The organism is Dellaglioa sp. BT-FLS60, assembly GCF_054941065.1.
In genome coordinates this window covers 183,040-202,186 of sequence record NZ_JBSOLI010000031.1, presented here as the reverse complement: position 1 = coordinate 202,186, position 19,147 = coordinate 183,040, and the positions used below count along the sequence as shown (strand labels likewise).

Here is a 19,147-nt window from a genome sequence, read left to right as displayed (position 1 = left end):
GGTGGCGATAGCAAGAAGGATACACCTGTTCCCATGTCGAACACAGAAGTTAAGCTTCTTAGCGCCAAGAGTAGTTGGGGGTCGCCCCCTGCGAGGGTAGGACGTTGCCATGCTTTTTTTATTATTTTATTCCGGCATAGCTCAGTTGGTAGAGCGCTTGACTGTTAATCAAGATGTCGCAGGTTCGAGTCCTACTGCCGGAGTTTTATTTTTTTGTAATGTGGAGAGTTGTCCGAGTTGGTCTAAGGAGCATGATTGGAAATCATGTAAACGGATTATCTGTTTCAAGGGTTCGAATCCCTTATTCTCCGTTGCAAATTGACCCGTTGGTCAAGTGGTTAAGACACCGCCCTTTCACGGCGGTAACATGGGTTCAAATCCCGTACGGGTCATATATAATTATATAGTAGAGTATATAAAAGGTTTGTCTCAATTTGTGGAAGAATTTTTTTCGAAACAAAAAGAGTTTACCATTTTATATTATTCATATGAAGGTCCTATGGTATAGGGGTTATTACGTCCGCCTGTCACGCGGAAGATCACCGGTTCAAATCCGGTTAGGACCGTTTAATGGCTCAGTAGCTCAGTTGGTAGAGCAATGGATTGAAGCTCCATGTGTCGGCAGTTCGATTCTGTCCTGCGCCATTTATAATGTTTTGCGGGTGTAGTTTAGTGGTAAAACCACAGCCTTCCAAGCTGTTGTCGCGAGTTCGATTCTCGTCACCCGCTTTTATGATTTTGGGCCTATAGCTCAGCTGGTTTAGAGCGCACGCCTGATAAGCGTGAGGTCGATGGTTCGAGTCCATTTAGGCCCATCAATTATTTTATGGAGAAGTACTCAAGTGGCTGAAGAGGCGCCCCTGCTAAGGGTGTAGGTCGTGAAAATGGCGCGAGGGTTCGAATCCCTCCTTCTCCGTTTTTCGTTATTATGACCCGTTGGTCAAGTGGTTAAGACACCGCCCTTTCACGGCGGTAACATGGGTTCAAATCCCGTACGGGTCACTTTAATATTATCGCGGGATGGAGCAGTCTGGTAGCTCGTCGGGCTCATAACCCGAAGGTCGTAGGTCCAAATCCTACTCCCGCAATTGGTCCTATGGTATAGGGGTTATTACGTCCGCCTGTCACGCGGAAGATCACCGGTTCAAATCCGGTTAGGACCGTTACAAGTAATTATTGGAACCTAAACTTTATAAGTTTAGGTTCCTTTTTTATTATTCACTTTAAGAAGATAAAAATTTATTATTTACGATGAATAATATTAAAAGATTGCTTGATGAATTAAATTATTTTTGTTTAGGAGAGAGGTACTGCATGAATTCTAGAACGAGTGTACGTTTAGTTACGATTGCAATTTTTGTGGCAACATTTTTGACGGCTGTTGAAGGAACGATTGTTTCAACAGCTATGCCGACTATAGTTGGTGAACTTCATGGGGTGTCATTAATGAATTGGGTTTTTTCAATATATTTATTAACAAACGCTATGATGACACCAATATATGGCAAACTTGCAGATGTCTTAGGACGTAAGCCAGTATTCATATTTGGATTAATAATTTTTTTGGTTGGGTCGACACTTTGTGGTTTTTCGAATAGTATGACTGCTTTAATTATCTCACGAGCTATTCAGGGTATTGGAGCGGGAGCAATAATGCCAGTGTCATTTACCATTCTTGCCGATATTTATTCTGTAGAAAAACGTGCTAAAGTTATGGGATTAAACGGATCAGCTTGGGGAATAGCGTCAGTTGTTGCGCCATTGTTAGGTGGTTTTATTGTTGATCATCTTAATTGGCATTGGGTCTTTTTTATTAACTTACCTATTGGTTTAATAACGATAGTAATGATTCAGCTATTTTTCAAAGAAAAACGTAGAATTATGAGTTCAAAAATAGATTTTTTAGGTAGTTTTCTTTTAATGATTGGTATTTTATCTATTTTATATAGTTTTCAACGTTGGGGTGATGTGGGTATTGATTTAATTGTATTTATTTTCTTTTTTCTTTTTGTTGTTACGATATTTTTGTTTATACTTTGGGAAAAAAGGGTCGAAGATCCAATTATTTCGTTGAAACTTTTTAAAAATAGAACATTTGTTATTCAAAATTTAGTGGCAGCATTAATATCTGGATTTTTAATTGGATTTGAAGTTTATATTCCAACTTGGACACAGGGAATACTTGGGTTAAAAGCATCAATGGCGGGATTTGCAGTGACTCCAAGTTCTATTTTATGGATTGCTGGATCTTTTTTTGCGGGAAATATGATGGCGGCATGGGTACCTAAAAAGGTATTAGCGATTAGTTTATTTCTTGTTTTAATTGGAGCAGTTGCTTTAGGAATATTACCAATAGATACTCCTTTTTACCTGTTTTTTATTATTTCAGCAGTATTAGGTGTCGGATTTGGAATTACAATTACAGCTACAACGGTAACAGCACAGAGCTTAGTGCCACAGGCTGACATAGGTATGGCTACATCATTTAATACTTTAAGTCGAACGCTGGGACAAACATTGATGATTTCAGTATTTGGTATTATATTTAATGCACAGATGCATAAAGAAATAGTAAAAACGCCTGGAACTAAGGATAGTATGATGGATATCTTGATTAATCCGCAGACTGCTAATCAATTACCACAACATTTGATACCAAAATTGCGTGAGGTATTATATCAAGGACTTCATGGAATATATGTAGCAGGAATTTGTGTTGTTATTCTTGCAATCATTGTTAATTTGTTCGATAAAAAAACGAAAGATTATTTGCAATAATAGCGTTCATTTGCTACACTAAAATTAATATAAAACGATTAAGAGAAACTAGTAGTTTAACTGATTATTTCAGCGAGTATATGGTAGTGGAAATATACATAATTGGTTATTTGAACTCATTCTCGAGTTTTCTCACTGAACGATAGTAGGTGCGAACGTTATTTCACGTTATGAAAAAGAGTCAGTATTTATACTGGAATAATAGGTGGTACCGCGGAAAATTCGTCCTATAGAAGTTTATCTTCTATAGGACTTTTTTGTATATATAATCAGAAAGGGAGTTATTAAGAATGGCATATAACCATAAAGAGATTGAACAAAAATGGCAAGCGTTTTGGGATGCTAATCAGACGTTTAAAACAACTGAAGATGCTGAAAAGAAAAACTACTATGCGTTAGATATGTTCCCATATCCATCCGGTCAGGGACTTCACGTCGGGCATCCAGAAGGATTTACAGCCACTGATATTTTGGCTCGAATGAAGAGAATGCAGGGATTTAACGTCTTGCATCCAATGGGATGGGATGCGTTTGGGCTTCCAGCTGAGCAGTACGCACTTGATACTGGACACAGTCCTAAGGCATTCACAAAAACGAATACTGATAATTTTAGACGCCAAATTAAATCTTTGGGACTTTCATATGATTGGAATCGTGAATTAAATACGACTGATCCAGATTATTATAAATGGACTCAATGGATTTTTGAGAAGTTGTATGAAAAAGGGTTAGCCTACGAAGATGAGGTTGCCGTTAACTGGAGTCCTGATTTAGGAACGGTTGTTGCTAATGAGGAAGTTATAGATGGTAAGACGGAACGTGGTGGCTATCCAATTGTTAGAAAACCGATGCGTCAATGGGTCTTGAAAATTACAGCTTATGCAGACCGTTTACTTTCAGATTTAGATGATTTAGATTGGCCAGATAGTATTAAAGAACAACAAAGAAATTGGATTGGTAAATCAACAGGAGCAAGTGTTGATTTTAAAGTTGATCAATTTGATGATTTAAAAATTGAAGTTTTCACGACGCGCCCTGAAACTATTTATGGTGTTTCCTATATTGTCGTCGCACCTGAATTGGCTATAATTGATGACATTACGATTGATTCTCAAAAAGAGGCTGTTAAAGCTTATCAAAAGAAAATTGAAGTTAAATCTGATTTAGAGAGAACTGATTTAGCTAAAGAGAAGACTGGTGTATTTACTGGTTCTTATGCAATTAATCCTGTAAATGGTGAAAAATTACCAATCTGGATTGCCGATTATGTTTTAGCCTCATATGGAACAGGTGCAATTATGGCTGTTCCTGCACATGATGAAAGAGATTTTGAATTTGCTACAAAATACGAATTGCCTATTTTACCGGTTATTGAAGGATCTGAGATTACTGATGAACCTAATACAGTACCAGGTAAATATATCAATTCCGGATTTTTAAATGGATTAGAGAAAGCTGAAGCCATCGAAAAAACGATTGCGTGGATGGAAGAAAATAAGGTTGGTCAAAAGAAAATCAATTATAAATTACGTGACTGGTTATTCTCAAGACAACGTTACTGGGGTGAACCAATTCCTATTATTCATTGGGAAGATGGCGAAACAACTACAGTTCCCGTTGATCAATTGCCACTTAAATTACCTGAGGCAACAGATATTAAACCATCTGGGACTGGTGAAAGCCCATTAGCTAATCTAACGGACTGGATTAATGTTGTTGATGAAAATGGTCGTAAAGGTAAACGTGAAACGAATACAATGCCACAATGGGCTGGTAGTTCATGGTACTTTATTCGATTTATTGATCCACACAATCCTAATGGAATTGCTGATTACAAAAAGTTAGAAAAATGGTTACCAGTTGATGTTTATGTTGGTGGTGCTGAACATGCTGTTCTTCATTTGCTATACGCAAGATTCTGGCATAAATTTTTATACGATATTGGTGTTGTGCCTACTAAAGAACCATTCCAAAAATTAGTTAATCAAGGAATGATTTTGGGTGATAATCATGAAAAAATGTCTAAATCTAAAGGAAATGTCGTTAATCCAGATGATATTGTTGAACGCTTTGGTGCAGATACTTTACGTCTTTATGAAATGTTTATGGGCCCCTTAGATGCTTCAATTGCTTGGAGCGAAGATGGGTTAAATGGTTCTCATAAATTTATCGAACGTATCTGGCGCTTAATTATGGATGAAGATAATCATATTAGTTCAGCTATTGTTGATGAAAACGATGGTGAACTGGATAAGATTTATAATTTAACGGTTAAAAAAGTAACTGAGGATTATGAAGCACTTCACTTTAATACTGCTATTTCAAAATTAATGATTTTTATTAATGAAGCTTATAAAGCTAAATCATTGGCTAAAGAACAAATCGAAGGGTTTATTCAATTAATTGCACCAATTACACCACATATGGCTGAAGAAGTTTGGTCATTATTAGGACACGAGGGGTCAATTAGTTATGTTGCATGGCCTAAAGTTGATGAAAGTAAACTTGTTGAAGATACAGTTGAAATTGTTTTACAAGTTAATGGTAAAGTTCGTCAGCATAGTGTCGTTTCAAAAGAGGCAACTAGAGATGAATTAGAAAAATTAGCTTTAAATGATGACAAAATTAAAGAAGAACTTGAAGGTAAAACAATCCGTAAAGTGATTGCTGTTCCTGGTAAATTAGTTAATATTGTTGCAAACTAAATTTTACATTTGAATAAACGAATACTATAGAATGAGTCTATTTTATAGTATTCGTTTATTTTTTGATTAAAATTTAAAAAATAAATTGCAACTGAAATTTAAAAGCTATAAAATAGTAAGATTAAGTGTGACGAGAAAGTAGGGTACAAAAGTAATGGATGAAGATATTAAGGTTGAAGGCCAGACCGCACCTGAACAAAATAATGCTAAACAAAAAATGCTGCAGGGATCAGCTTGGATGACTGCTGGTAGTATTTTTTCAAGAGTTTTAGGGGCTATTTATATAATTCCCTGGAATATGTGGTTGGGTCCAGATCGATTGCAGGCTAATGCCTTATACAGTATGGGATATAATGTTTATAGTTTCTTCCTGATGATTGCTGTGGCTGGGGTACCTTCAGCGGTTGCTAAACAAGTTGCGCATTACAATGCACAGAATGAATATGGTATTGGAAGACGTCTATTTAAATATGGGATGGCGCTAATGGCTATTATGGGTGTCGTTTGTGCAGTAATTTTATGGATTATTGCACCATATATCACAAGTGGTGATAAAAATGTTATTCCTGTTTTTAGATCTTTATCTTGGGCGCTATTGATTATTCCTATGATGAGCTTGATTCGTGGTTTTTTCCAAGGTTATCAAGAAATGGCTCCATCGGCTATTTCACAATTTTTTGAACAGATTGCTAGAGTTATCTATATGCTTGCAGCAACATTTTTCATTATGAAAATTAGCCATGGTAGCTATATTACGGGCGTGACGCAATCAACTTTTGCAGCCTTTATTGGTGCATTAGGCGGGATGCTGGTTTTAGTTTGGTATTTTTATCGTCGCAAACCTGAATTAGATCGATTAGTTGCTAACAGTGATAACAAACTGACGATTTCTACCAAACAAATTGTTAAAGAAGTTATTCGGGAATCAATTCCTTTTATCATTATTGGGGCTGCGATTACAATTTTTGGTTTGATTGATCAGTATACTTTCTTTGGTATTATGACGCATGTTACTAATTATTCGCGAACAGTACAAAATGAATTATGGGCATTATTTAGCTTTAACGCCAACAAATTAGTAATGATTATTATTTCTATTGCATCTGCTATGTCAATTACGGCCATTCCACTATTGTCTGAGGCATATACGCGAAATGATAAAAAAGCTTTGAGTGAACAAACCGCAGATACATTACAATTATTCTTTTTTGTGATGTTGCCATGTGCGTTAGGGATGGCTGCTGTTGCTCACCCCTTATACGTTATCTTTTATGGTTATGATCCAGTCGGCATTTACGTCTTACAATTTTCAGCTTATGAATCCATTTTTCTAGGGTTGTTTACAGTTGTTTCTGCTATTTTACAAGGTGTTTATCAAAATAAAAAAGCGATTATTTATTTTGTCGTTGGTATGGTCATTAAATTAATTGTCCAATACCCATTAGTTGCCTGGTTAGGCGCATTTGGTCCATTAGCTGCTACGGCAATCGGTATGGGTGTCAGTTCATGGTTAATGGTTCGATCATTACACAAAATGTTCCATTTAAATGTGAAATTGTTACAGACAAGATTAAACAAAATGATGCTTTATGCGTTAATGACATTTTTTGTTGCACTTATAGTGGTAAAAGTAATCTATTTAGTGTTACCAATAGATAGTCGAATGAGTGCCATTATTACCCTTATTATTGCTGCTGGTATGGGTGGGTATGTTTATATTTACTTCAGTTTAAAAACAAGATTGGCCGATAAAATATTAGGTGATCGTGTTGCTGGATTACGTCGTAAATTGAGAATTAAGTGAGGTTTAATCTGAAATGAGAATTGATAAATTTTTGACAGAAATGCAATTTGGTACAAGAAGTAATGTTCGAAAAATTATCAAACAAAAGCAAGTGATGATTGATGGCGAATTAACTACTAGTGCTAAAATTCAAGTTAACCCAACTAAATCAGTTATTCAGGTGAATGGTGATGTGATTCCTTATCAAAAGTACTATTATTATCTTCTGAATAAACCTGCTGGGGTGTTGACAGCAACTAAAGATAGAAAGCAAAAAACAGTGATGGATTTGTTTAATAGGGTTGATTATCGGGATGATTTATTTCCAGTTGGCCGATTAGATAAAGATACAACTGGATTATTGCTTATTACAAATGATGGTCAATTGGGTCATCGAATGTTATCACCAACGCATCATATTGAAAAGGTGTACTTTGCTAAAGTTGAGGGACATGTAACTGATGATGATGTTGCTAAATTTAAAACAGGTCTGTTGCTAAAAGATGATACGCAAACTAAACCTGCAAAATTGTATATTGAATCTTATAATCAGGATACTAATATATCTGAAGTTTTAATTACGATTACTGAGGGAAAATATCACCAGATTAAACGGATGTTTGGCGCTATTGGCATGAAAGTTATCAGACTTGAACGCAAGCAAATGGGTTCTTTAGAGTTAGAACCAACATTATCTTTAGGTCGTTATCGTGTTTTAACAGATGAAGAAATAGAATCAATTCAATAAAAAAATTGCTGACTAATCAAAGTCGGCAATTTTTTTATGCTTTAAATTCGTGTATAAATTCAGGTATTTTTTCAATTAAACGAGAAGGAAGTACTGGAAATTCTGAGTGAGCAATTTGTGATTCGATGTAGCTGTGTAAGTAAATTGCTGCCGCAATAGTTTCTGGCAGGGCAGCGATTAAGGAAATTAATCCAGCAATGAGGCCAGTTAATGAATTTGTGCTTGTTTGAGTCGTTTGTAATGAATCTACTTGGATTGTTCCGTCTTTTGAATATAACTCGATATACGTCTTTTTTAGAACGATTGTGGCATTAAGCTTTTCTTGAATGGCTTTTATCGTTTCTGGTGTTTGTTGTACTACTGGCATATCGGCAAAATCAGCCCATTCAGTTTCATCAGCGACCAGAATTAAATCTGTTTCTGGTAATGATTTATGCGATTCTTTGATAATTTTGAGTGCGGCACCACTAAGAATTAACGTTTGATTAATTGAAACGTTTGCCAGAACAACATCTAAAATATCGGAACTTCGTAAATCTGAACCTAGGCCGGGACCTGCAACAATAACTGCTGCTTTTGATAGTGTATTTGCAAGTTGAACTTTATCGAAGTAATTGACAAAGTCTGTTTCAGGTAAATTGGCATATAAAGCACCAAGATTTAATTTGTCGGTTGCAGTAGTGATTGGCATGCCACTACTATAAAAGGCCGCTTTCGCAGTCATAAAAACAGAACCGCCACCATTTTCGTTACCACCAACAATGACTATTTTTTGAATGTTATTTTGACTTAATTTTGGTTGGAAAATAGTTGTTATTACAGATTTGGTTATTTTTTCCATCTCAATCACTCCTTTATTGAATGATTAAAGTATACCAATATATTTGATAGAATGCGCTTTTGAATACCGATTATTAAAATTTTGTGATAAAATGGTTTTACTAATATTTAGGAGGAAGTCAAATGAGTATAGATTGGAAAGCAGAAGTTGAAAAGCGTCAAGATGCCTTATTGGAAGATTTATTTTCAATGTTAAAAATTGAAAGTGTTCGTGATGAATCAATTGCAACAACTGAAGCGCCTTTAGGTCCAGGGCCTAAAGCTGGATTGGATAAATTTTTGGAAATTGGAGCGCGTGATGGTTTTGAAACGTTGAATCTTGATGGGTTAGCCGGACATATCGAGTTTGGTGAAGGGGACGAGACGCTGGGGATTTTAGCTCATGTTGATGTTATGCCTGCTGGAAATGGCTGGGATACGGATCCGTTTTCACCAGTTGTAAAAGATGGCCGAATCTATGCTCGTGGTGCTTCAGATGATAAAGGACCAAGTATGGCTGCATACTATGGCTTAAAAATTATTCAGGAATTAGGATTGCCAGTTTCTAAAAAAGTTCGTTTTATTATTGGAACGGATGAAGAAAGTGGTTGGAGAGGGATGACACATTACCTTGAAAATATGCCTGAACCTGATTTTGGTTTTTCACCAGATGCTTTTTTCCCAATTATTAATGGTGAAAAAGGAAATATTACTTATTTCTTAAACTTTAAAGGATCAAATGGAGATAAGGACCAATTGCTTGAATTTGATGCGGGACTTCGTGAAAATATGGTTCCTCGTGATGCCAAAGCGGTTATTAAAACAGAAAATGGCTCTGAAATGGAAAAAGCGTTTAATAAATTCATTGATGCTAACATTGTCACTGGTGAAATGGCACGCAACAATGATATCGTAACCGTTTCGATGGTCGGTAAAGCAGCTCATGCGCAAGAACCTAAAAATGGCGAGAATGCTGGGACTTTCTTAGCTTTATTCTTAAATCAATTTAATTTTGGTGGGGATGCTGCGAACTACCTTCGTTTGGCTGCTGATTATTTGCACAAAGATTCACGTATGAATACCTTTAATATTGCTTTTACTGACGATATTATGGGTGATTTAACGATGAACTCTGGAATCTTTACATTTAAAGCTGATAAAGGCGGTCAAATTGCTTTGAACTTCCGATTCCCTAAGGGTATGACAGAAGTTGATATCAAGCGTGGTCTTGAAAATGTGACAAATGAAATGGATGTTGCGATTGAAGCTGGTCGCTTACAAGGCCCTCATTATGTCTCACCAGAAGATCCTTTGGTTAAGACGTTATTAGGTGTTTACACGAAACAAACTGGTGAAAAAGCTGAAGGCTTAGTTGTTGGTGGTGGGACTTATGGTCGTCTCTTAAAACGAGGTGTTGCCTTTGGGGCAATGTTCCCAGGTGTGCCTGATACGATGCATCAAGCAAATGAATTTATTCCATTGGATGATGTGTTAAAAGCTGCTGCGATATATGCAGAAGGAATATACGAACTGATCAAGTAAATTACGATTTGTTTGTTAAAATGGCGCGCTATGCAAGAGAGGCTGTGACATAAGTGGCCTTTGCAAAAAGAAAGCTACTTGAAAAACCGAGTTTGAAGTGAACCCCCAGTATTGGACCAAAATCCAATACTGGGGGTTATTTTTATGGTTAAATATTCTAAACAATTTAAAGTTCAAGTCGTTAAGGATTATCTTTCATCATCATTAGGATATAAACTAATTGCTCGTAAATACAATGTTAAAAGTCGTTCATTAGTGATTTCATGGGTTCAACGATATCGAGCCTTTGGCTCATCAGGATTAGATGCCTCGACATCTAAGAAAGTTTTTGGTGGCTCTTTTAAAGTAGATGCTTTAAAATGGATGAAAACGAACAGAGCTTCATATCCAGAAACTGCTCTACATTTCAACATCTCAAATGTAGGGACTATCTGGCAATGGCAACATATTTTTGAAGTTGAAGGTATCAACGCTCTGTATCGATCCAAAGGACGGTCAAAGATAATGACAGCTGATAAACAATCTAAAAATACAGATAAAAAGACTAGACTTGAACGCCTTGAAGAAGAGAATGAACTCCTTAAAATGGAGAATGACTATCTAAAAAAACTAAAAGCCTTAGTTCAATCACGAACAGACAAAAAGCACAAATAGTCACTGAATTAAGGCGTAAATACAAGCTTGTTAATCTATTAAAATTAATTGGCATAGCAAAAAGTTCGTATTTATATACGCTTAAACATAAGGAGCCTTACGGCTCCATCGACAACAAGAATATTGAAGAAACAATTAAATCTATCAAAAAGAGTCATCCAGCATATGGATATCGACGAGTTACTTGGAGAGTTAAAAAATCTTGGATTTACAATTAATCATAAAAAAGTTTATCGATTGATGTGCGACCTTAATTTATTATCAAGAGCCTTTAATAAGAAATCACGCAAATATAATTCATACAAAGGAACTGTTGGAACAGTTGCTAAAAATTTAGTAAGGCGCCGATTCTATACAGATCGCCCTTATCAAAAACTAACAACAGATGTTACAGAAGTTCGTTGGGGAAATAAAACAATTGAAGAACGTGCATACTTTACATGTATTTATGATTTATATTCAGGTGAAATATTAAGTTCTAATATTAGTAAGAGTCCAAGTATAAAGTTTACAACTAATGTTTTAAAAGAAGCGATTAAACAAATTCCAAACAAATTATCTTACCGAACGACTATTCACTCTGACCAAGGATTTCAATACCAAAATAAAAAATGGGTTCGTATTTTAAAAGAAAACAAGATATTTCAAAGTATGTCTCGCAAAGCCAATTGTTTAGATAACGCTGCGATGGAAAGTTTTTTCCATATTATGAAAGCTGAAGCATTCTATCAAAAAGAAACCGATACCTATGAAACGTTAGTTTCACAAATATCGATTTGGGTGAAAGATTATAATTTTTTAAGAATTAAAACAAAACTGGGTTATAAAAGTCCGGTTGAATACCGACTTTCTACAACTCAGAAAGTCGCATAAAGTTTCGTCCAATATTTGGGGTTCACTTCAGTTTGGTTTTTCAGGTAGCTTTCTTTTTTTATTTTTAGCTGAATTAGTCCTAATATATCTAATTTAAAAATATTTAAGGTATAATTACAAATTCACGCATTAAAAATTGGTTTCACATCAAATTTAGAGACTTATGTTACAACCTCTTATTATTTTAATATGGCCAGTGGGTTAGCTTATCTGATGGTTGAATGATAATTAATAAGAATATGCTGAGTTAGATAGTCCAGCGGTTATTGCAGCAATAAAAGCAGCTGCGAAAAAGAAATATAAAAGAATGCCAGCAATAAATAAGATGAATTTTACAAGTCCAGCAATATTCCATGTTTTTTGAACGGCCTTGAATGTTTCAACATCTTTATAATTACCTTTTTGCCAAGCCCATTCGTTTCCCTTGAAACCAACGATAAATATCCAAACAATATTAAAAATTGGGATAAGTGATAATAAAGGTAAGTATGTTTTATTTCCAATGCCCCAAACCCAGTTGAACATAAATGCTCCCCAGTTCCAACCTTTAATTTCCTGTGGTACAACGTTCCCATTTTCATCTAACATGATAAAAATCCCCTTAGGCAGCTTTTAACGTGGATCAGTCTATTACACGTTAGGTTATTTAATGTAAATTGTATAGTGAAAGAAATACCAGTATATATAGTTGTACTTGATTTTACTTTTGGAGTCCAATCATTTGTATTATTTTTAAATGCTTTGTTTTGTGATATATTAAAAAATTTTGAAACTAATAGGGTACTTCTTAAAAAGGTGAAGTCGTTTATGATTATGAGTCCTCATGTGCTAGGTTTTATACGTATTTAAAATAAAAAAATTCAACTCGCAGATAAGTGTGAGTTGAATCATTGTGTGGCTAGACCATTCGGCAACCACACAAAAGTGCTTCAAACGTTGATATGGCAATGATGCGGATGCGCCTGACAGGAATCGAACCTGCACTTGGAAACCCAAACAGCGATCTGAACGCTGCGCGTCTGCCAGTTCCGCCACAAGCGCATATAAGTTATTTGGAAAACTCGATGACAGTACCATAACCATGTAAAACTAAGAATCTAGGGGCGATTGTTACACGAACGGTTTGTGGTTCGAAATGAACGTTAATAATACCATCGCCACCTTTGTTAATGGCCCGTTCTGCTAATTCTGCACGAACTTTGTCGTACAATGAATCAAAATCATCTACACGGTCAATTTCGTCAGCTTCTAAAATGATTTTGGCTGTGGCATTGACAATTCCCTTAATTGCATACGAACGATTAACATCTCCGGTTGTTAAAAACATACAAATCACCCCTTGATTACTAGTTTAAAATAAAAGTGTCAGATTGACAAGAATTAAAAAAACTAGATCAAAGTTAGTCTCAACTAGGCTAGTTTTGTGGGTTACATGAAAATGCGGTAGTTACGTTTGTTAATTGAAATTAGTTCTTTGGCCTTGCTTTTTGAACTAAACTTAAGCAAGTTTTTAATTAATCGTTCAAGTTTTACGTCATCTTTAGAAACTTTTTCAAAAATATCATTGTCAACTTTTATTGTTAGATCTTCCTTTTTACTTGGAACCTTAAATGTTTTAGAAGTTTCATCACTTGTGATGAGGTTTTTCTCAAGATCTGCTAATAAATTTTTGCTCATATGTTTTATTCCTCCAGTTTCTTACTATTAATCATAACACCTAGATGGTTAAAATCATAGGTGTTATGAACGAAGATAAACAAATGTTAGCAAACAGTAATATTTTAAAATTTATAATCATGTTAATTTAAAGCGTTAATTTTGAAAGAATGGCTGGAATATCGAGATTATTATTATTTTTTAAAATGAGTGGTTGTTGGTCGATAAAATTAAATTTTTCCAACAATTTTTGATTAACGATTTCTTGTTCATATTTTAATGTTTGGACATTTGTAAATTGCTCAGACTTGAAGGATTTGAACAATGCCTTTAGCAAATGTGTTGCAATTCCTTGGCCTTCAGCACTTTTTGAAACGAGGAATAGGCCAATCCAAATCGTTTGAACTTGTGGATAATCAGTTAAAAAATCAATCATGGCAATTAACTTATCCTCTTTAAAAAAGCCGAGAGACCATTTTTGATCACTTTTAACAGATAGAGGTAGCGCTGTTAAATCAGATTTTATTTCAGTGGTCGTTAAGGCGTTCTTTCCTTGCAGTTGTAAATAAGTGGCTTGACTTTCCTCAAGTGCTAACAGTTGAGGGGTATCTTTTTCGGTTAATTCGCGAACAGAGTAAGGGGCACTAAAAATAGTAATTCTTTTTAATAACATGATGAAAACCTTCTTTATTTCAAATTTTGTAGGTAAAACGTTAACATCTAATACAATTTTAATGATATACTAGACGTATAAATAAAAGATATGGGGTGGCAAATATGGAACAAGAATATAAAAATATTTTAGTCCCAGTTGATGGATCAGATTCAGCTGAAAAAGCGTTAGCTCGTGCTGTAGAAAGTGCCAAAGCAAACCACGCGCATTTAGATATTTTAAACGTTATTGATACACGTCAATTTTCTGTAAGTTTTTCAGGGATGATGGATGGTGGCGGTTCAATCGTCTACCAAACTTTTGAAGATACAGAAAAATATATGAATGAATTAAAAGAGAATATTGTAAAAGCTGGGTTCAGCGATGTTGATATCCATGTTCGTTTCGGTAGCCCTAAAACAGTTATTGCTAAAGACTTCATTGAAGATCATCATTCAGATTTGATTATTATGGGTCAATCTGGTTTGAAGGCAGTGGAGAGAATGTTGATGGGTGCTGTTACAGATTATGTTACCCGTTTAGCACCTTGTGATGTCTTAGTTGTTAAATAATGAATGGGGTTGCGTAATTTAGCAACCCTTTTATTATTTTATGAGTTAATTCAGTATAAAGCAAAGAACCATTAAAAAGTAGTTATATCAATTAAAAGAGAGAAGGGTTGCTCGTGGAAGCAGTTTTATATTTAATTATGGCAATATTGATTATTTATAATATCAGATTATCGTTGCAATTAACTAAAGTACGTCAGGCTAATATTAGAACTGTGGATTCATTGGGTCCCGAAGAAACTAAAATATTGGCGGATTATGCAATTGAGAAACGAAGATGGCAAATTTTGGGTAATGTGCTGTTTTTTATGGCACTTGTGTGCGCATTCGTTGGAACGACTATTGAGACGAGTTTCTTCGTTACATTGTATGTTGTGACGATGATTGCGGTGAACCGGTCGAGAATTAGGGTCAATAAATTGTTGTTATTGGACAATTAATAATTAACAAATGGTAAAGGTTTCCGCCAATCATCGGTGTTTTTAAGTGATTTATGCTATTCTAGAATGAATAAGAAAATTTTCCGGAGGGTTATTGTGAAACGATTTAAAGATTATTCAATATCCTTGCTGAAAGGGTTAGCTTCTTTAATAATTCTTTTAGCGATAGGAAAGTTACTCATTCCGTCTGATTGGCAGTCACTAAGTAATTATTATCTAATATTAAATTTTTTAACGTTTTATCCATATAACCTTGAGTTAGACGGATTAAATAAAAAGGTTATTCAGAAATTTAAAAAAGATGAAGCAGCAGAGCCAAAATCTAGACAAGAAATGAATACACGCAAGATATCAACTGAAAACGTGACTCGATTATTGATTCATGTTGTTCAATTTGCGGGATTGATTTTAATTGCACCTGGTCAATTCATGTATTATTATTTGATCAAAAATTAAAAGTTTATAAATATTCCAATCGTTAATTAACTAACGATTGGAATATTTTTTTATGAAATGATTTGACAAAAGAATAAAAAACCCATATAGTCATATATTGTTAACGAGGTTAACTATTACCAAATTAGTTAATGCCATTAACGAATAAAGAGAGGGTGGATAATTTTGTTCAAAGAATTGATGTCAAATAACAAGAAGGTCATTGCATATATTGCAATCGCATGTTTAATTCCAAGCTTAATTGCATATGGAATGTACAAATTAGTTTCAAATAAGCAACAAATGGATACAGGTAATTTAAAAGTAGCTATTATAAATAACGATAAAGAAGCGTCGTTCAATGGGGAAGAAATAAATGTTGGTAAGGAAGTTACTAAAATCCTTAAGACAAATAAGCAGGCTAATTGGAAATTTGTCAGCGCAAAAACGGCAAAGAAACATTTAGATTCAGGTGATTATACAATGTCAGTAACGTTGCCAAGCAATTTTTCAAAAAATGCAACGACTGCACTAGATAAGACGCCGAAAGTAAGTTTGTTAAAGACAAAACAATCGGATACAAATAATTATGTTTCTCAATTAATTACAAAACAAGTTGCAGAACAATTGAAATCACAAGTTTTAACGAATATTCAAAAAGCATATGATTCTGCCTTACTGAGCTCTGTTAAACAATTAGGGTCAGGGGTTAAAGAAGCCTCAACGGGTGTAAAAACCTTGAATAAAGGGACCATTAAGTTAAAAAATGGTAGTAAAGAAGTAACTAGAAACTTAGATACATTAGCAACAAGTATGGTAACTTTCGATAAAGGGAATCAAACGTTAAAAACGGGATTGAACACGTATACTAATGGTGTAGATACATTAGCAAGTGGGGTAAAAACTTATACTAACGGTGTAGGGACGTTGGCAAGTGGCGTCAAGACGTATACTAACGGTGTAGGGACGTTGGCAAGTGGGGTAAACACGTATACTAATGGTGTAGGGACGTTAGCAAGTGGCGTTAACACTTATACAAGTGGCGTCAAGACGTATACTAACGGTGTCAATACTTTAGTTGATGGTGACAAGCAATTATCAACAGGAATCAATACGCTTGTTGCTAGTGCACCAACATTAGCGAATGGGGTAACGCAGTATGTTGCGGGGAATAAAGCATTAGATGCGGGCCTTTCTACCTTACAAAGTGGTGGTTCGACATTGGCAGGTGGTGTTGGAAAATTGGCTACTGGGGCAAACACGTTGAATTCTAATTCAGCTGATTTAAATGCTGGTGTTCAAACATTGGCTGCAGGCATGTCAGGTAGTCAGTCACTACCAATGGCAGTTGCAGGGTTAACTGCTTACTCAACTGGTATTAAAACGGGTGTCACGCAAATTCAAACGAAACTAAAATCTCGTAGTGATATTATTGAACACATACCAGAAATCATTAAACAAATAAAAGAAACGAAAAATGGGTCACAAGAATTAAAAAATGAACTTGCTGAAATTCAAGAATCAGTCACAACATTGCAAGCATTACCTGCATTAGTGACACAATTGTTGGCAGCGGGCGACAAACTAACGACTGTCCAAGCTCAAATGGATAAAATTAATGCAAGTACAACAGGTAAAATGGGTGCTATGTTAATTTATAATAGTATGTCAGCAGGTTCTAATAAGAAAGTTCAGACGCTGATTACTAATTCAAAAACAATGAGTCAAGAAGAAAAAGATATCGTATTAAAACAAGTAACAACAACAGATACCGACATTGCAAAAGTGGGTACAAATGCAAACGGAATAAAAGATAATTTATTAACAACGAAAGCGATGCTAGAAGAAACAATGGGTGATATGAATTCACTCATGACCCAATTTAAATCAACAATGGGTGATGTAGATCTTGCTGCTATGTTAAAGAAATTTGATACAATTACAACACAAGCAAATGCATTGTTGAGTGGTACGGATGCATTAACAGGTGATTCAATGATTGGTCTCTTAAGTGATACAAAAGATTTAAGTGATCAAATTGATACATTAGTGACAGCATCAAATTCTAATGAACAAGTTGCTAAAAAATTAAATGCCAGTGTTAATGGCTCAAGTGTTGATGTAACAAATGAAAAAACGATTAGTGATACGATTAATCAATCAACTATGACAAATAGTGTTGGGAAGTTGTCTGCGGGTATTTTAAGTTATACAGCAGGAACATCACAAGTAACGGATGGGATTAATCAATTAAATAGTAATGTTCCAACTTTAACAACTGGTGTATCTGACCTAAAAGCGGGATCACAAAAACTTGTGACAGCTGGTGGTCAACTTGAATCAGGGACACAAACATTAGTAGCAGGAGGAACTCAATTAAAAGCGGGGTCTGATAAACTTGTTAGTGGTGGGTCACAATTAACGGCGGCTAGTCCACAATTAGCAACAGGTGGGGCGCAATTAGTAGCAGGTGGGTCACAATTAACGGCAGCTAGTCCACAACTAGTAGCAGGTGGGTCACAATTAACGGCAGCTAGTCCACAATTAGTAGCAGGTGGGTCAAAACTAACGGCAGCTAGTCCACAATTAGTAGCAGGTGGGTCACAATTAACGGCAGCTAGCTCACAATTAACAGATGGAGAGACGCAATTGGCATCCGCTAGTCCACAATTAGCTGATGGCTCAAGACAATTAGCTGATGGTTCAAAACAAGTGACAACTGGATTGGGTACAGCAAATGATGGTGTAACGTTATTAAATACTAAGTTAGCTGATGGTGCATCACAAGTTGGAGATATTAATTCATCACCTAAAAATGTTGCACAATTTGTTGAACCTGTTAAAACTGAATCTGAGAGTAATAATCTTGCAAAAACATTGAAAAATACGCTTGCCCCATTAGTGATTGTCTTATCATTATTTGTTGGTGCAATTGTGACACAATTGATTTTATTCAGATACCGTAAGAAAAATGAATTATCACAAAATTGGTTACAAAATCTTTTCTTAATGTTATTTATTTCAGCCATTCAAACGGCAGGCGTTCTCTTATTAACAGTGTTCTTTAATGTGACAATAGAACATTCAATTAGTTTCGTGATCTTTACGTTCCTTTCAGGAGTCATCTTTACACTCTTATGTGTAGTGATTGATGAATTGCTTGGAACAATGGGAATTCTCTTGTCATTAGCACTATTATTAGTTCAATTAGTGATTACAGGACAAGTTATTCCAAATACAATGTTATCAAATACTTATCAAGTTTTTGCAGCATTTTTACCAGTTACTCATGTGTTAAATGGCTTTACTTACGCAATTAATAGTCAAGGTTCAGGGATGATTGGACCGGTACTTGCTTTACTTGCTACAGTAGCGGTATTAGGTGCAATTTGGGCCTTCTTAAATCGTAAGCAATTAACACTACAATCTGAAAATACGGCTGATTAAATATAGTAATTAACTGTGTTGTATGCTAACTTTAACTATACGCATA

14 protein-coding genes, 12 tRNA genes, 1 rRNA gene, 1 pseudogene and 1 other annotated feature are annotated in these 19,147 nt (G+C 35.2%); of the genes and pseudogenes, 22 read left to right on the top strand and 6 right to left on the bottom strand.

All coding sequences use genetic code 11. From position 1 onward, the window contains the following. The 16 genes from rrf to ACVQ8P_RS04365 all read left to right on the top strand — a co-directional run. Positions 1-113 (top strand): 5S ribosomal RNA (gene rrf / locus ACVQ8P_RS04440); the annotation flags it as partial. Between the two features lie 17 nt (positions 114-130). Beyond that, positions 131-203, top strand: a tRNA-Asn gene (locus ACVQ8P_RS04435). A 19-nt stretch (positions 204-222) separates the two neighbouring features. Further along, a tRNA-Ser gene (locus ACVQ8P_RS04430) sits at positions 223-311 on the top strand. A 9-nt stretch (positions 312-320) separates the two neighbouring features. Next, positions 321-392: transfer RNA gene (locus tag ACVQ8P_RS04425), tRNA-Glu, on the top strand. Positions 393-493: 101 nt separating this feature from the next. Then, positions 494-566: transfer RNA gene (locus ACVQ8P_RS04420), tRNA-Asp, on the top strand. Positions 567-572: 6 nt separating this feature from the next. Next, positions 573-645: transfer RNA gene (locus tag ACVQ8P_RS04415), tRNA-Phe, on the top strand. A gap of 13 nt (positions 646-658) precedes the next feature. Then, a tRNA-Gly gene (locus ACVQ8P_RS04410) sits at positions 659-729 on the top strand. An 11-nt stretch (positions 730-740) separates the two neighbouring features. Next, positions 741-815, top strand: a tRNA-Ile gene (locus ACVQ8P_RS04405). A 13-nt stretch (positions 816-828) separates the two neighbouring features. After that, positions 829-916: transfer RNA gene (locus tag ACVQ8P_RS04400), tRNA-Ser, on the top strand. A 14-nt stretch (positions 917-930) separates the two neighbouring features. After that, positions 931-1,002: transfer RNA gene (locus tag ACVQ8P_RS04395), tRNA-Glu, on the top strand. A gap of 12 nt (positions 1,003-1,014) precedes the next feature. Further along, positions 1,015-1,088 (top strand) — tRNA-Met (locus tag ACVQ8P_RS04390). A gap of 2 nt (positions 1,089-1,090) precedes the next feature. Beyond that, positions 1,091-1,163 (top strand) — tRNA-Asp (locus tag ACVQ8P_RS04385). Positions 1,164-1,314: 151 nt separating this feature from the next. Next, positions 1,315-2,778, top strand: coding sequence for an MDR family MFS transporter (locus tag ACVQ8P_RS04380; RefSeq protein ID WP_462297748.1), 1,464 nt, complete (start codon positions 1,315-1,317; stop codon positions 2,776-2,778). A gap of 28 nt (positions 2,779-2,806) precedes the next feature. Next, positions 2,807-3,011 (top strand) — a binding site (T-box leader). Between the two features lie 57 nt (positions 3,012-3,068). Next, a complete protein-coding gene (gene leuS, locus ACVQ8P_RS04375) occupies positions 3,069-5,483 on the top strand; it encodes a leucine--tRNA ligase (protein ID WP_462297747.1) in 2,415 nt (804 codons plus the stop codon). Positions 5,484-5,637: 154 nt separating this feature from the next. Continuing rightward, on the top strand, positions 5,638-7,287 hold the full coding sequence (locus tag ACVQ8P_RS04370) for a putative polysaccharide biosynthesis protein (protein ID WP_462297746.1): 1,650 nt from the start codon (positions 5,638-5,640) through the stop codon (positions 7,285-7,287). Between the two features lie 13 nt (positions 7,288-7,300). Then, entirely contained in the window at positions 7,301-8,014 is a 714-nt protein-coding gene (locus ACVQ8P_RS04365; RefSeq protein WP_462297744.1) for a pseudouridine synthase, read from the top strand. A gap of 34 nt (positions 8,015-8,048) precedes the next feature. On the opposite strand, the gene ACVQ8P_RS04360 is transcribed toward ACVQ8P_RS04365, so the two are convergent. Next, positions 8,049-8,855, bottom strand: a complete 807-nt coding sequence (locus tag ACVQ8P_RS04360; protein WP_462297743.1) for an NAD(P)H-hydrate dehydratase — start codon at positions 8,853-8,855, stop codon at positions 8,049-8,051. 122 nt (positions 8,856-8,977) lie between these two features. Between ACVQ8P_RS04360 and pepV the strand changes: the two genes are divergently transcribed. Both pepV and ACVQ8P_RS04350 read left to right on the top strand, forming a co-directional pair. Further along, on the top strand, positions 8,978-10,375 hold the full coding sequence (gene pepV, locus ACVQ8P_RS04355; protein ID WP_462297742.1) for a dipeptidase PepV: 1,398 nt from the start codon (positions 8,978-8,980) through the stop codon (positions 10,373-10,375). 144 nt (positions 10,376-10,519) lie between these two features. Then, positions 10,520-11,902, top strand: a pseudogene (locus ACVQ8P_RS04350) (IS3 family transposase). A gap of 228 nt (positions 11,903-12,130) precedes the next feature. Here the strand turns inward: ACVQ8P_RS04350 and ACVQ8P_RS04345 are convergent. The 5 genes from ACVQ8P_RS04345 to ACVQ8P_RS04325 all read right to left on the bottom strand — a co-directional run bounded on the left by ACVQ8P_RS04345 (position 12,131) and on the right by ACVQ8P_RS04325 (position 14,231). Further along, positions 12,131-12,490, bottom strand: coding sequence for a ribonuclease G (locus ACVQ8P_RS04345; protein WP_462297741.1), 360 nt, complete (start codon positions 12,488-12,490; stop codon positions 12,131-12,133). Between the two features lie 369 nt (positions 12,491-12,859). Then, a tRNA-Leu gene (locus tag ACVQ8P_RS04340) sits at positions 12,860-12,943 on the bottom strand. Positions 12,944-12,950: 7 nt separating this feature from the next. Further along, positions 12,951-13,229, bottom strand: a complete 279-nt coding sequence (locus tag ACVQ8P_RS04335) for a hypothetical protein (RefSeq protein WP_462297740.1) — start codon at positions 13,227-13,229, stop codon at positions 12,951-12,953. Between the two features lie 101 nt (positions 13,230-13,330). After that, the gene (locus ACVQ8P_RS04330) at positions 13,331-13,579 is read right to left on the bottom strand and encodes a hypothetical protein (RefSeq protein ID WP_462297739.1); all 249 of its coding nucleotides are present in this window, start codon (positions 13,577-13,579) and stop codon (positions 13,331-13,333) included. 127 nt (positions 13,580-13,706) lie between these two features. Further along, a complete protein-coding gene (locus ACVQ8P_RS04325; RefSeq protein WP_462297738.1) occupies positions 13,707-14,231 on the bottom strand; it encodes a GNAT family N-acetyltransferase in 525 nt (174 codons plus the stop codon). Positions 14,232-14,335: 104 nt separating this feature from the next. Here ACVQ8P_RS04325 and ACVQ8P_RS04320 point away from each other — a divergent pair, with 104 nt between their 5' ends. The 4 genes from ACVQ8P_RS04320 (at position 14,336) to ACVQ8P_RS04305 (ending at position 19,101) form a co-directional block, all read left to right on the top strand. Then, the gene (locus ACVQ8P_RS04320) at positions 14,336-14,782 is read left to right on the top strand and encodes a universal stress protein (protein ID WP_462297737.1); all 447 of its coding nucleotides are present in this window, start codon (positions 14,336-14,338) and stop codon (positions 14,780-14,782) included. Positions 14,783-14,919: 137 nt separating this feature from the next. Continuing rightward, positions 14,920-15,219, top strand: coding sequence for a hypothetical protein (locus ACVQ8P_RS04315; RefSeq protein ID WP_462297736.1), 300 nt, complete (start codon positions 14,920-14,922; stop codon positions 15,217-15,219). Positions 15,220-15,315: 96 nt separating this feature from the next. Further along, a complete protein-coding gene (locus tag ACVQ8P_RS04310; protein WP_462297734.1) occupies positions 15,316-15,675 on the top strand; it encodes a hypothetical protein in 360 nt (119 codons plus the stop codon). A 180-nt stretch (positions 15,676-15,855) separates the two neighbouring features. Then, positions 15,856-19,101, top strand: a complete 3,246-nt coding sequence (locus ACVQ8P_RS04305) for a YhgE/Pip family protein (RefSeq protein WP_462297732.1) — start codon at positions 15,856-15,858, stop codon at positions 19,099-19,101. Positions 19,102-19,147 lie beyond the last annotated feature (46 nt).

Excerpts from the sequence above, each read along its gene's own strand:
- ACVQ8P_RS04380 (WP_462297748.1), top strand. The coding sequence starts at position 1,315 with ATGAATTCTAGAACGAGTGTACGTTTAGTTACGATTGCAATTTTTGTG.
- leuS (WP_462297747.1), top strand. The coding sequence starts at position 3,069 with ATGGCATATAACCATAAAGAGATTGAACAAAAATGGCAAGCGTTTTGG.
- ACVQ8P_RS04370 (WP_462297746.1), top strand. The coding sequence starts at position 5,638 with ATGGATGAAGATATTAAGGTTGAAGGCCAGACCGCACCTGAACAAAAT.
- ACVQ8P_RS04365 (WP_462297744.1), top strand. The coding sequence starts at position 7,301 with ATGAGAATTGATAAATTTTTGACAGAAATGCAATTTGGTACAAGAAGT.
- ACVQ8P_RS04360 (WP_462297743.1), bottom strand. The coding sequence starts at position 8,855 with ATGGAAAAAATAACCAAATCTGTAATAACAACTATTTTCCAACCAAAA.
- pepV (WP_462297742.1), top strand. The coding sequence starts at position 8,978 with ATGAGTATAGATTGGAAAGCAGAAGTTGAAAAGCGTCAAGATGCCTTA.
- ACVQ8P_RS04345 (WP_462297741.1), bottom strand. The coding sequence starts at position 12,490 with ATGTTAGATGAAAATGGGAACGTTGTACCACAGGAAATTAAAGGTTGG.
- ACVQ8P_RS04335 (WP_462297740.1), bottom strand. The coding sequence starts at position 13,229 with ATGTTTTTAACAACCGGAGATGTTAATCGTTCGTATGCAATTAAGGGA.
- ACVQ8P_RS04330 (WP_462297739.1), bottom strand. The coding sequence starts at position 13,579 with ATGAGCAAAAATTTATTAGCAGATCTTGAGAAAAACCTCATCACAAGT.
- ACVQ8P_RS04325 (WP_462297738.1), bottom strand. The coding sequence starts at position 14,231 with ATGTTATTAAAAAGAATTACTATTTTTAGTGCCCCTTACTCTGTTCGC.
- ACVQ8P_RS04320 (WP_462297737.1), top strand. The coding sequence starts at position 14,336 with ATGGAACAAGAATATAAAAATATTTTAGTCCCAGTTGATGGATCAGAT.
- ACVQ8P_RS04315 (WP_462297736.1), top strand. The coding sequence starts at position 14,920 with ATGGCAATATTGATTATTTATAATATCAGATTATCGTTGCAATTAACT.
- ACVQ8P_RS04305 (WP_462297732.1), top strand. The coding sequence starts at position 15,856 with ATGTCAAATAACAAGAAGGTCATTGCATATATTGCAATCGCATGTTTA.